This window comes from Terrabacter carboxydivorans (assembly GCF_039532035.1).
Lineage (GTDB): Bacteria > Actinomycetota > Actinomycetes > Actinomycetales > Dermatophilaceae > Terrabacter > Terrabacter carboxydivorans.
Map to the genome: position 1 here is coordinate 21,853 of NZ_BAAARE010000014.1, position 12,343 is coordinate 34,195.

Annotated in this window: 12 protein-coding genes; 3 read left to right on the forward strand and 9 right to left on the reverse strand. The window is 69.8% G+C overall.

The features are described from left to right. Nucleotides 1-402, forward strand: coding sequence for a cytochrome c oxidase subunit 4 (locus ABD297_RS15755; RefSeq protein ID WP_344255988.1), 402 nt, complete (start codon nucleotides 1-3; stop codon nucleotides 400-402). A 115-nt stretch (nucleotides 403-517) separates the two neighbouring features. Here the strand turns inward: ABD297_RS15755 and ABD297_RS15760 are convergent, their stop codons facing one another. Continuing rightward, nucleotides 518-1,372, reverse strand: coding sequence for an NAD-dependent epimerase/dehydratase family protein (locus ABD297_RS15760; RefSeq protein ID WP_344255989.1), 855 nt, complete (start codon nucleotides 1,370-1,372; stop codon nucleotides 518-520). 284 nt (nucleotides 1,373-1,656) lie between these two features. Next, on the reverse strand, nucleotides 1,657-2,010 hold the full coding sequence (locus ABD297_RS15765) for a metallopeptidase family protein (protein ID WP_344255990.1): 354 nt from the start codon (nucleotides 2,008-2,010) through the stop codon (nucleotides 1,657-1,659). 225 nt (nucleotides 2,011-2,235) lie between these two features. Between ABD297_RS15765 and ABD297_RS15770 the strand changes: the two genes are divergently transcribed. Continuing rightward, entirely contained in the window at nucleotides 2,236-4,038 is a 1,803-nt protein-coding gene (locus tag ABD297_RS15770; protein WP_344255991.1) for a hypothetical protein, read from the forward strand. A gap of 108 nt (nucleotides 4,039-4,146) precedes the next feature. Further along, complete coding sequence (locus ABD297_RS15775; RefSeq protein WP_344255992.1) at nucleotides 4,147-5,769, forward strand: 3'-5' exonuclease; 1,623 nt, start codon at nucleotides 4,147-4,149, stop codon at nucleotides 5,767-5,769. 146 nt (nucleotides 5,770-5,915) lie between these two features. Here ABD297_RS15775 and ABD297_RS15780 read toward each other — a convergent pair whose 3' ends face one another. The 7 genes from ABD297_RS15780 to ctaE form a co-directional block, all read right to left on the reverse strand. Next, on the reverse strand, nucleotides 5,916-6,443 hold the full coding sequence (locus tag ABD297_RS15780) for a GNAT family N-acetyltransferase (RefSeq protein ID WP_344255993.1): 528 nt from the start codon (nucleotides 6,441-6,443) through the stop codon (nucleotides 5,916-5,918). 89 nt (nucleotides 6,444-6,532) lie between these two features. Further along, on the reverse strand, nucleotides 6,533-7,189 hold the full coding sequence (locus ABD297_RS15785; protein WP_344255994.1) for a DUF3626 domain-containing protein: 657 nt from the start codon (nucleotides 7,187-7,189) through the stop codon (nucleotides 6,533-6,535). Further along, entirely contained in the window at nucleotides 7,146-7,409 is a 264-nt protein-coding gene (locus ABD297_RS15790; protein WP_344256105.1) for a DUF3626 domain-containing protein, read from the reverse strand. The genes ABD297_RS15785 and ABD297_RS15790 overlap by 44 nt, the downstream gene beginning before the upstream one ends. Before the next feature lie 407 nt (nucleotides 7,410-7,816). Beyond that, the gene (qcrB, locus tag ABD297_RS15795; protein WP_344255995.1) at nucleotides 7,817-9,580 is read right to left on the reverse strand and encodes a cytochrome bc1 complex cytochrome b subunit; all 1,764 of its coding nucleotides are present in this window, start codon (nucleotides 9,578-9,580) and stop codon (nucleotides 7,817-7,819) included. Beyond that, nucleotides 9,577-10,686: a cytochrome bc1 complex Rieske iron-sulfur subunit gene (qcrA, locus tag ABD297_RS15800; RefSeq protein ID WP_344255996.1), complete on the reverse strand. Its 1,110-nt coding sequence runs from the start codon at nucleotides 10,684-10,686 to the stop codon at nucleotides 9,577-9,579. Before qcrA ends, qcrB begins: the two co-directional genes overlap by 4 nt. Before the next feature lie 49 nt (nucleotides 10,687-10,735). Beyond that, nucleotides 10,736-11,545, reverse strand: coding sequence for a cytochrome bc1 complex diheme cytochrome c subunit (qcrC, locus tag ABD297_RS15805; RefSeq protein WP_344255997.1), 810 nt, complete (start codon nucleotides 11,543-11,545; stop codon nucleotides 10,736-10,738). Nucleotides 11,546-11,606: 61 nt separating this feature from the next. Then, nucleotides 11,607-12,269, reverse strand: coding sequence for an aa3-type cytochrome oxidase subunit III (ctaE, locus tag ABD297_RS15810; protein ID WP_344255998.1), 663 nt, complete (start codon nucleotides 12,267-12,269; stop codon nucleotides 11,607-11,609). Nucleotides 12,270-12,343 lie beyond the last annotated feature (74 nt).

Genomic DNA, 12,343 nt, shown 5'->3' on the forward strand with positions numbered 1-12,343 from the left:
ATGCGCGTCGAGACCAAGCTCTTCCTCTACCTGTTCGTCTTCTTCGTCCCCGTCACGTTGATCTACGGCTTCTGGTCCAAGTGGTCCGAGCCGATCGGCGTCACGGCGCTGATCCTCACGGCGCTGCTGTTCGCGCTCAGCGGCTTCTACCTCTACGCGACCGGCAAGAAGCTGCCGCTGCGTCCCGAGGACAACGCGTCCGGTGAGATCGAGGACGCCGAGGGCAACTACGGCTACTTCGTCGCGAGCTCGTGGACGCCCCTGTGGCTGGCCGGTTCCGCGGCCGTCATGTTCGCCGGCCTGGCGATCGGGTGGTGGCTCTTCATCATCGGAGCCGTCTTCGCCATCGTGGCCGTGTGCCTGTGGGTCTTCGAGTCCTTCTCGGGCGAGTACTCCATCTGACACCTCGTCCGCACGGACGTACGAAGGGCCCCGGTCGTCGACCGGGGCCCTTCGTCGTCTCCGTGGGGCGCGTGCGAGCGACGGAGCCCGCTGTTACGTGGACGGAAACGGTGGGTCAGGCGGGCCTACCCTGCCGCCAGCCGTGCTGCGGGTCGAAACCGATGAGTCGGCGGGCGCGGGCGTTCGACAGCAGGGTCTGGTGCCTGCCAAGGTCTCCACGGACCTCGACGTCCGGGAAGACCTCTGCCAACAGCTCGGCGCTCGGGCGCTCCATGATCGTGTCGTCGCCCGCGATGATGACGTTGACGGAGCCGCTCGTGTCGGCCTCGAGGGCGTTACGGCACGACGCAGCCGCGTCGCGCACGTCGATGTAGCCCCAGAGGTTCCACATGCGGGCAGTGGCGTCGTCCTGGAAGCTCTGCACCCGGCGGTAGTCCTCGTCGGTGAAGATGTTGGAGAAGCGCAGGCCCACGAACGGGATCCCGCTCCAGGTGCTGATGTGCTCGGCCATCGTCTCGGAGAGCACCTTGGACAGGGCGTAGGTCGACTCCGGGTGCGGGTAGTGGTCCTCGTCGACGGGCGCGTAGCGTGGTGGGGCGTCAGGGCTGAAGGCGAGCCCGAGCGTCGTCTCGCTCGAGGCCCACACGACCTTCCGCAGGCCGAGCGTCTGGGCCGCGAGGAACACGTGGGCGTTCATCGTCGTGTTCTCGGTCAGGGTCCGCGCGGCGGGACGCAGCCCGGGCGCGGGGATGTTGGCGAGGTGCACGACGGCGTCCGCGCCGGTCAGCACGTCCACGACCTGCCCGTGGTCGGTCAGGTCAGCCCTGAGGTATGCCTTGTCGAGGCCCTCCGGGGCCGGGGTGAGGTCGGTGGCCAGGACGTCGTAGCCGTGCTCCAGCAGGTGCGCGACGGCGGCCCTGCCGGCCTTGCCGGCCGCGCCGGTCACGACGATGGGTGCGGATGTGGTCATCCCAGCACCCTAGCGGCGTGTCGTCCGAGGCCGGACACCGCGAAGGGGAAGGCCCAAGGGCCTTCCCCTTCGATCCGTCGTGGGCCTTCACGGCCCGTGCGGCTCGCAGTGCGATCGTGTGGGAGAGAACATCGGGGCGCACCTCCATCCGATCGGTTGAACGGTATCTCGACGGTAGCTCCGGTCCGTGATGGCGTAAAGGGGCACTCCGACCGGACCCGACAAACCGTCCCGGATGCGAGACGCCGCGCCGGAGCCGGCTCAGGGGGAGCCCGGGGCCGAGGTCAGCCCCAGCCGAGCTCGTGCAGGTGGGCGTCGTCGATGCCGAAGTGGTGGGCCACCTCGTGCACGACCGTGATCGCGATCTCCCGACGCAGCTCCTCGTCGGTGGTGCACAGGCGCTCCAGGGGCCCCTGGAAGATCGTGATGCGGTCCGGGAGCGCACCGGCTCCCCACCAGCCGTCCCGCTCGGTCAGCGGGGTCCCGTCGTAGACCCCGAGCAGGTCCGGGTCGTCCGCCGGAGGCTCGGCCTCGACGAGCACGACGACGTTGTCCATGGCCTGCGCGAGCTCGGGCGGGATGGAGTCGAGCGCGTCGCCGACGGCGTCCTCGAACTCGGCCTCGGACAGGTGGTGCATGGTGCCGAGTGTGTCATGTCGCGTCCGCCCGACCGTGGTCGTCGCAGGGGAGTGGGGCTGTGGCTACGCGCGTCCACGCGGAGGGGGATGCCGAGAGGGACCCCCTGGTGTCACCCGTTCGGCAAATCCGGTGGGTTTGGGGGTCACAGCGGCCCTCCCGTAGCCTGATCTTCTCAAGGTCAGCTTCGGGAGGGCCGCTTCTCGTTCCGGTTCAGGGAGGTCGCCGTGGCTGCTCCGGCGCGGCCCGAGGCTGCCGGGAACATTCCGGTCTGCCAGGTCGAGGGCCATGCCGCGCACCGGGTCCGGAAGAAGGGCCGCCGAGCGACGCCGGCGGGGGAGACGCAGCGGTACGAGTGCGTGGCAGCTGACGGCGCCCGGCACACGTTCTCGGTGCTGGTCGACGCGAAGCCGGAGCGACCGAAGCCACGGAAGCTCCCCTGCCCCGACCCGGCGCACGCCGACTCCCGGGTCCGCGCCCGTGGGCTGCGCACGACCAAGGCCGGCACCTGGCGTCGCTACCGGTGCGAGCGCCCCGACGGGTCGAAGCACGACTTCCAGGTCCTCGAGAGCGAGAGCGGAAGCGCCCTGACATCGCTCACACGGCCGCCTGCGTGTGCGGAGCACCCCGGGTCGGCGGTGACGCGCCACGGCCCCTCGAGCACGCTCACCCCACGGCAGCGGTACCGCTGCGTTCCGGTGGACGGCACCCCGCACACGTTCACCCCGGCGCTGCCCCGGGAGAAGGTCCACGTCGGCACCGACGCGTGCGCGACCTGCGACGAGCTGCTCTCCCCGCACCGCGGGACGCAGACCGCCGCGCGAGCCGCCAGCTGGTCGCTGCCGGCGATCGTGCGCGCCCTGAACGAGCTGGCCCTCGGCGCCAGCTACGCCGGCACGTCGCTGCTGATGCGGGAGCAGCGGGACCTGACGCGGAAGCACCTGCTCGAGGACCACGGCATCGGCGGGATGCTGGCCGCCGAGATGACCGAGCCCGGCGGCACCTACGCGGGCGGCGAGGGCAAGAAGGCGTGGCACCTGGCGGCCGACCTGGTCGAGCAGTACGCGCCGTTGGTCTGGGGCGTGGTCGAGCCGGCGATGCGCGAGCGCGCCGCGGCGTACCGCGCCGCGAACGACGAGATCTTGGCCGGCCACCCCGCCGCCGCGCTCCGGATGCCGCTGACCTGGGTCCTGGACGAGGTGCCCATCTACGTCAAGCGGAGGAACCCCACCACGAGGCGCCGCGAGCTGACGATCTGGACCGTCCACGTGGTCGTCGAGATCGAGTGGCTGAGCTCGGGCGACCCGAAGGTGCTGCCCACCCGGCGCAACCGGCTGCGGCTGGTGCGCGCCTACCCGCGCGGGAACGCCGACACCTGGCGGCTGGTCTTCGACGAGCTCGGCATCCGGCCCGACGTCATCGTGGCCGACTGCGGCGAAGCCATCGCCGGAGGCACCAAGGCCACCTACGGCGAGGGCAACGTGGCCTTCGTCCCGAGCCTGTACCACCTGCGCAAGAACCTCGACCTGGTCCTTCGGAAGCAACCGAAGACGACGGTCAAGGTCGAAGGCAGGCACCGGCTCATCGACGTCTTCGCCAAGCCGTTGGACCTGCTGAACAAGGACGACGTGCGGAACATGGCCGAGGAGGACATCCGCGAGTGGTGGGACCTCTACCTGCGCCTCCTCGCCGATCGCGACATCCCCACCGGCAGCATCGTCCAGCAGCGGCGTATCTACGAGGAGCGGATGGTCCAGGCGGTCCCGCTACTGCGGTCACACCCACATCTCCCGGCCTCGAACGCCGCGGTCGAGAACCGCATCCCGCGTCGCCCTCGACCCGTTCCTGGCCAACCGCAAGCAGATGTACCGGAACCTGGCCCGGACGAACTTCCTGTTCGACCTTGCCGTCGCCCGCGACCAGGGAGCGTTCGTCGATCTGGACCGGCTGATGCGGCTCATCCGGGACGACAACGTTGCTGCGGGCGGCTGGGCACGGCAGCCCCGCACGCTGGACGACCCGCAGCCTGATCCGAACGCTCCGGGCTACCGCGGCCGGTACGCCTCGCTCCTGAACCCCGTGATGGTCCCCGCGCTCCTGGAACACCGCCAGATCAAGTCCTGGGCGGAGGCCGGCTCGTGAGTCTCAGCGACGCCCAGTACGAGCTGTTCGAGCACCTCACCGAGCGCCCCTTCCTCGTGCTCGACCTTGAGTACTGCCGTCACGAGCAGACCGACCGGATCGTGTCAGCGGCCATCACCCCGGTCGTCCGCGGCAAGCGCGCCACCGAGGGCGAGGTCTACGTCGAGATGAATCCCGGCGTCCCCATCGACGCCGCGACCGCCGCCATCCACGGCTTCACCGACGAGAAGGTCAAGGGCAAGCGCCGGTTCCCCTTCTACGCCCCCAGGCTCCTGGCCGCGCTCAACGTGCCCGACGCAATCCTGGTCACGCACACGTCCGTCGACGCGCGTGTGCTCGGCGAGGAGCTCAGGCGTGCCGAGGAGGCGGCCGGCAGCGCCATCAAGTTCGGCGACCTGCCAGACCTGCCCCTCCTGGACACCAGCACGCTTCCTCGACTGGTCCAGCACCCCGTCGCCGCCGGCCGCTCCGTGGTGAGCCTCAAGGCCCTCTGCGAGGGGCTCAACATCCCGCTGACCGACCACCACAACGCCCGCGCCGACACCCGAGCCACGGCCGATGCGCTGGTCAAGCTCCTGCGCCACACCGCGACGGCGGCGACGTTCGGCTCGATCGACGCCATCCTGACTGCCGGGAGAGCCGGATCGGCGCAGGCACCGGCTGGCGCGCTGTACGTCCGGCACAGCCGCCGAGCGCCGGCGCTGCCCGCTCAGCACCTCCAAGAGCACGCCGTGGAGCCGCTGACCCACGCCGGGTCCGCGGAGGAGCGGGCGGGCTGGATGAGCCGGGCCCGAGAGTGCGTCCGGCTGCGATGCGACCTGCTCCGCGAAGAGGCCGAGCTGGCCGCGTCGAACAACGGCGCCGAGCTCCTCGAGCCGCTGAGCCAGCTGATCGACGACGCGACCGAGCACGGGCAGGCCGGCGTCCTCGCCGGCGCCCTCCGAGCGCTCATCCGCGGCTCAGGACCGCTCGCGACCCAGCAGGTCACCTCACACGCCCTCGAACGGGGACGGGTCACCTTCTGGTGGAGAGCCTTCCGCACCAAGCTCCACGCCGCCCCACGCTGTTCGGTCAGCCGGGGCCAGGCGTGCCCCGACTGCTGGGACCTTGTCGGGTGCCCCCGCGACCTGCTGTACCAGACCACGACCGAAGAGGTCGTCTTCTCCGACGGCCCCGGCACCCTCACGGCGGAGGTCGTCCGGAACCGGTTCCTGAAGACCGGCAAGCTCGTCCCGGACTGGTCAGTGCCCCATCCGCTGGAGGCCAGCTACGTCGTCGAGCTCATCTGCCGCTGGGCCGAAGCACGCGGGACCGGCACGGCGCCGTACATCGACCTCGCCCGATCGCGGGGCGTCGAGCTGCGCGAGCCCCGGCTCGCGCTGCGGGTCCTCAACGAGGAGCTTCCGGTGCGCGGGTTCGAGCGCACGGCACGGCTGGCCGAGAAGGCACTCGAGCATCGCAACACCGACCCCGCCTACCTCGAGATCGAAGCCTGGCTCGCGATGAACGGAGCCGCGGCCGAGGCCGACCGCCGGGCGAGCGTCCCACGCGAGATCGTGCGGCCGAGGCTTGCGCGCCCCGAAGGTCGTGTCCCCGTCAACCCCTACAAGCCCTTCTGAGCTCGGCAGCTGGCGTTGGTTCCATGGGGACTTCTGGCAACCCCATCCCGGTACATCGGCACCACCCCGGCGAGCCGAAGCGGCGCCGGGGCCGGCGGTCCACGGTCAACGAGGCGAGTGGCTGCGCGTGCTCCCGTGAGGCAGAGTCAGCTTGACGACGGTGCGGACGGCGGCAGCGTCTTGGCCATGAACAGCTCATCCCGGCCGTCGCGCACGTGCTCCCGCTCCCCGGTGTAGTGGTAGCCGAGGCGGACGTAGGCGCGTCGGCCGCGGGGGTTGTCCTCCATCACTCCGAGCGCGAGCGTGGCTGCGCCCGCCGCCTGAGCCGTCGACTCGCAGGCGTGGACGAGTGCCTCGACGACGCCCGTGCCGCGGGCGGCCGGAGCCAGCCACATGCCCATGACGAACCACTCCCCGTCGAACTCGTACACGCCAGCCATGCCGACATCGACACCGTCGCGGGAAGCGAGGAACGTGGCGGGCCGGGCGGCCCGTCGGCGCCACTCCGCCTCGTCGAACGCCTGCTCCTTCGCCAGGTTCGAGCCGAACATCTCGGGTGACTCGGCCAACGCCGCCAGGCGCACCGCACGGAGACGCTGCCAGTCGTCGGGCTCGACACGGGTCAGGAGAACCACATCGCGCTGGTCCTCGGCCGGGGCGGCGGGAGGCTTCATGCCCTGCAGTGTGCCGGAGCACGACGTCCTCGCAGCCCTCTGACACGCTGGCCCCGACGCAGCGCCCAGGCGCGCCGCGGCGGGGTCGTTCACCGTTCCGTTGGGGTCCCGAACCTCGCGACGTGGTGCCAGACCTTCTTCAGGTCCTGGGGGTCCTCCTCGCCGGTGCGCGCTGCCCGGCCGATGGTGGCGGCGTCGAGCACGCCGTTTCGGGCGGCGCGGCGACCGACCTCGACGATGTGTGGACCACGGAACTGCGGGTGAGCGGCGAGGGTCTCCACCCGGAGCAGTCGACCCTCGTGCCACTCCAGCGGCACTCCGAGCGACCCGGCCTGGTCCTCGGTGGGCGTGCCGCGAAAACAGGGGTCGAGAACCACAGCCTCGACGTCAACGGCCAAGTCGACCGTGCCGTGCACGTGCGCCTCGATGTAGTCGTCCAGGAGCCCGCCCTCGGCCGCCTCGAGGGCGTCGGAAAGCTCTCGGGCATCGAACCGCTCGACGAGGGGAAACAAGTCGAAGCGGGCGGCGGTCGCCATCGCGGTGGGCTGGAATACCGAGTCGGGGAAGCAAAAGGTGCTCCGGTCGAGCACGGCTTCGGTGAGTCGGAGATGCGCTGACCCGAACCTGGGCGCAGCGCCGATCCGCCGGCGGCGATGGTTGAGCGCCCCGTACTTCGGCCGCTCGGCGGCCGGGGCGTCGTCGTTAGGCGTGTCCGAAGATGCGCTGTTCCCACCGCCCCCGTGCACCGCCGGGATGTGCAGTGAGCCCGCCGTTGCTGGTGCCGGTCTCGAACTGCGAGCGGTAGACGCCGTCGCGGGCGAGCCGCTCCAGCACCGTCGCACTGGCGCCCACCCGGTCCGGGTGGAAGTTGAGCGTCACGCGCAGTGAGCGATCCAGCGGTTGGCCAGACGCGGCACGGGTCAGGTACTCGACCGCGCGTGCCGCCCAGGAGCTCGTCTCGCTCATCACGCCCCAGATGGTGCCAAGCCGCGCTCGTCTCGCACTCCACCGAGACGCGACACGCCGAACCCGGAGCTCTTGGACCCCTGCCCTCGCGACCGCCGCGTCGGTGACAACGACAACGACAACGACGGCGCGCCCCGGCACCGAAGAGCCAGGGGGCATCGCCGGGCCGTCAGCGGCGGTGCGTCGCCGGCAACGGGCCCGACGCGCCGAGGAGGCCCAGGTCCGGCCCGAACGGGCGCATTGGCGCCACCCTTGTGTCCAGGCCCGGCGAAGACAAGCGTGCCCCCGACCTGAAGGTCGGAGGCACGCTCGATGTCACTGAAGGTCCCGTGAACCCACCGGATTTGCCGAACAGGTGGTGTCAGGGGGTCCCTCTCGGTCGTGCTGTGCGGCCTCGGGCCGGCTCGTCAGTCGAGCTGCTTGTCCGCCTTGATCGTCTCGCGCTCACGGCCCGCGCCGGCCTGCTCGATGGCCTCGTGGCCGCCGTCGGGCGCACCACCGTGGTCGTGCTCGTGGTGAGCCGCCTCGAGCTCCGAGGGGGTCGGGGGAGCCACGCGGTCACGGAAGTAGAAGTTCGAGAACTTCGCGCGCAGCCGCTCCTTGCGGGCGATCGGGCTGTCGACGCCGTTGGCGTCCTTGGCCGCCGTGAGCTGCAGGGGCTCGCGCGACTCGTGCTGGACCAGGACCCAGCGCTCCTCGGGCGTCAGCGGCGCGTGCACCTCTTCGAAGCGGCCGTCGGCGTAGCGCCAGATGGTGCCGGTCTCGCGTCCGTGCAGGACCTTCTGGCGGTCGGCGCGCTGCAGGCTGAGGCAGATGCGCTTGGTGATCCAGAAGGCGACTGGGGGAGCGACGAAGAAGAGCACCCGCAGGGTCTGTGTGATGTCGTTGATCGACAGGTGCAGCTTGATCGCCATGAGGTCGTTGCCGGCCGCGAGGAAGAGCACGACGTACATCGAGATGCCGGCGATGCCGATCGCCGTGCGGGTCGGGGCGTTGCGCGGGCGGTCGAGGAGGTGGTGCTCGCGCTTGTCGCCGGTCACCCACGACTCGACGAACGGGTAGGCACCGATGATCGTCCACATGACGGGGAGCAGCACGAGCGAGCCCGGGAAGATGTTCATGCTCCACGTGAAGTTGCCCCACGAGACGAACTCGAGGAAACCGGGCAGCAGGCGCAGCGCACCGTCGGCGAAGCCCATGTACCAGTCAGGCTGGGAGCCCGCGGTGATGGGGGAGGGGTCGTAGGGACCGTAGGCCCAGATCGGGTTGATCGTCACGACCGCCGAGATGAGGGCGATGACGCCGAACACGATGAAGAAGAAGCCACCGGCCTTGGCGATGTAGACCGGCAGGAGCGGGTAGCCCACGACGTTCTTGTTGGTGCGGCCCGGACCGGGGAACTGCGTGTGCTTGTGCAGGAACACGAGCAGGATGTGGGCGGTGAAGAGCCCGACGAGGATGGCCGGGATGAGCAGCACGTGCGCGGAGTAGAGGCGCGGGATGATCGCCTCGCCCGGGAACGCACCGCCGAAGATGAAGTACGACATGTACGAGCCGATCACCGGGGCGGACTGCATGAAGCCGTTCATGGCGCGGATGCCGGTGCCGGAGAGCAGGTCGTCGGGCAGGGAGTAGCCGGCGAAGCCCTCGACACAGGCCAGCAGCGACAGGATCGTGCCGAAGACCCAGTTGATCTCGCGGGGCTTGCGGAAGGCACCCGTGAAGAAGACGCGGGCCATGTGGACGAAGACCGAGACCACGAAGATCAGGGCTGCCCAGTGGTGGATCTGCCGGATGAGCAGACCGCCACGGATGTCGAAGGAGATCGCCAGCGTCGAGCGGTACGCGTCGGACATCGTGACGCCCTGGAGCGGCACGTACGAGCCGTCGTAGACGACCTGGGTGGCACTGGGGACGAACCAGAACGTGAGGAACGCGCCGGTCAGCAGGCAGACGATCATGGAGTACATGGCGATCTCGCCGAGCATGAACGACCAGTGGTCGGGGAAGACCTTCTTGGCCAGGAAGGACACGCCCTTGGCGCCGCCGAGGCGGTCGTCCATCCAGCCCGCGATGCCACCGAGCGGCTTGGTCGACGAGGCGCGCTCGTCGGCCTGACGGTCGCCGGCGCGGAGCGCGTCGGCGGGGCGAGTCTCGTTGATGGTGCTCATCGCGCACGCTCCCAGAAGCTCGGTCCCACGGGCTCGGCGAAGCCCTCGGGGGCGACGAGGTAGCCCGCGTCGTCGACGGTGATCTTGAGTTGCGGCAGCGGCCGCTTGGCCGGGCCGAAGATGACGGCGCAGTCCTCGGTGAGGTCGAAGGTCGACTGGTGGCACGGGCAGAGCAGGTGGTGCGTCTGCTGCTCGTACAGGCCGACCGCGCAGCCGACGTGGGTGCAGATCTTGGAGTAGGCGACGACGCCGTCGACGCCCCAGTCCTTGGCCTTCTGCACCTTGATGAGGTCCGGGTCGAGGCGGATCATGATGACGGCCGCCTTCGCCTTGGCCTCGAGGACGTGCTTGCCCTCGTCGATGTACTTCTGGAGGGTCTCGGGCATCACGTGGAAGACCGAGCCGTTGGTGACCTCGTCGAAGCGGATCGGCGTCATCTCCGGGTCACGCATGAGCCGGATCGGCTTGCCGCCATTGTCCTTCGGGTCCCAGATCGTGTGCTTGAGTTCCTCGACGTTGACCGGGCCGAGAGAACCGGCGACCTGGAGTCCGAGGGGGAGGGCGAAGAGGCCCAGGGCCCCGCCGAGGGAGTACTTGATGAGGGGGCGCCGGGGCAGCTGCGTCGAGGCGACACCCTCGTTGACGACGGCGACGGCCTTGGCCCGCTCCTCGGGCGTGGAGGCCTGCTCGTGGCGCTCCTCGACGATCTCCTCGTCGGACATGAGGGTCTTGGCCCAGTGCACGGCGCCGATGCCGATGAAGAAGATGGCGAAGCCGAGCGACAGGCCGAGGACGACGTTCTGCGTCTTGGCGATGCCGATGCCGGGGAAGAAGAAGGTCGCCTCGTCCGGCACCGCGAAGTAGCTGACGAGGAAGATGAGGGTGCCGAGCATCGACAGGCCGAACATCGTCGCGACCTGGCGCTCGGCGCGCTTCGCAGCGGCCGGGTCGTCGTCGGCGGCACGGTGCACGTGCGGAGGAAGACCCGGGTTCTCGAACTGGTCGACGCCGGTGATCAGCGACGCCGGCAGCAGGTCGTGTCCGTCGCCGGACGCAGGGACCAGCGACGTGTTCGTGCCCTGGTCCGTGGTCTCGTGGTCGTTCATCGGGTCGTGGTCCTGTCGTCGTTCGTGAGCGAGGCGGTGCGGCGCGTGGTCATGCGGCCTTCTTGCCGAGCCACACCGCACAGCCGATGAGGATGCCGAGCGCGAACACCCAGGCAAAGAGGCCCTCGGAGACCGGGCCCAGGTTGCCCAGGGTGAGTCCACCGACGTTGGTCTCGTTCTCCTGGGCCTTGAGGTAGGAGATGACCTTCTGCTTCGCCTCGGGCGTGAGGTTCATGTCGTTGAAGACGGGCATCGACTGCGGGCCGGAGACCATGGCCTCGTAGATGTGCTTGGGCGAGGTGCCCTCGAGGGCCGGGGCGAACTTGCCGCGGGTCAGCGCGCCGCCGGCGCCGGCGAAGTTGTGGCACATGGCGCAGTTGACGCGGAAGATCTGGCCACCCTCGGCGATCGCCTTGTTGTTCTCGGGTGTGCCGGGCTGGATGACCGTCGTGTACTTCTCCTCGGGGACGGCCGGGCCGGGGCCGAGGGAGGCGACGTAGGCGGCGAGCGCGGCGATCTGCGTGTCGTCGAACTTCACCTTGTTCGCCGGGGCCTGCACGTTGGGCCCGGCGAGCGGCATACGGCCGGTGCCGACCTGGAAGTCCACCGAGGCGGCGCCGACGCCGACGAGCGAGGGACCGGACTTGGTGCCCTGTGCCGCGACACCGTGGCAGGAGGCGCAGTTGGCGATGAAGAGGTCCTTGCCCTTGGCGACGTCGTCGGCCGCGACGGTCGTCGCTGCGGCGTTGGCGTCCTTGGGGGCGAGGAACGAGTAGGCGCCACCGGTCACGAGGAGGCCGAGCAGCAGCAGCACCGCGATCGCGGCGGGGTGTCGGCGTCGGGCGGCCAAGGCGTTCACTGTGGGTTCCTGTCGTCCATGGAGGTGGGGTTCGGGTTCGGGCGCGCGCTCATGCCGGAGGTCAGCGCAGGATGTAGATGGTCGCGAACAGCGCGATCCACACGACGTCGACGAAGTGCCAGTAGTACGACGTCACCACGGCGCCCGTGGCGTTCGCGTGGGTGTAGCGCCGCGTCGTGAAGGTGCGGGCGATGATGAGCAGGAAGGCGATCAGGCCACCGGTCACGTGCAGACCGTGGAAGCCGGTCGCCATGTAGAAGACCGAGCCGTAGGCGTCGGAGCTCAGCGTGATGTTCTCGTGGACGAGCTCGGAGTACTCCATGACCTGGCCGGCGATGAAGAAGGCGCCGAAGAGGTAGGTCAGGACGTACCACTCGCGCATGCCCCAGCCCTTGAGGTCGAGCAGCTTGCCGGTGCGCGCCTTCTGGCCGCGCTCGGCCTTCCAGACGCCGAGCTGGCACCACACGGAGGAGATGACGAGCACGAGGCAGTTGACGCTCGCGAACGGGAGGTTGAGCTTCTCGGTCTGCATCGCCCACAGGTCCCCGCGGACCGAGCGGAGCTGGAAGTAGACCGCGAAGAGACCCGCGAAGAACATGAGCTCGCTGGAGAGCCACACGATGGTGCCGACGGCAACCATGTTGGGGCGGGTCGCCGGGCCGTGATGGGCCGGGCTCGCCACGGTGCTTGAAGGAACTGCCGATGCTGTCGCCACGTTGGACATTATTCCCACATTCCTGTCCGGCTGTGCGAGTGACCCCCGCCTCGGGGCCCTTTCTCGCGCGGGTGTAGAGGATT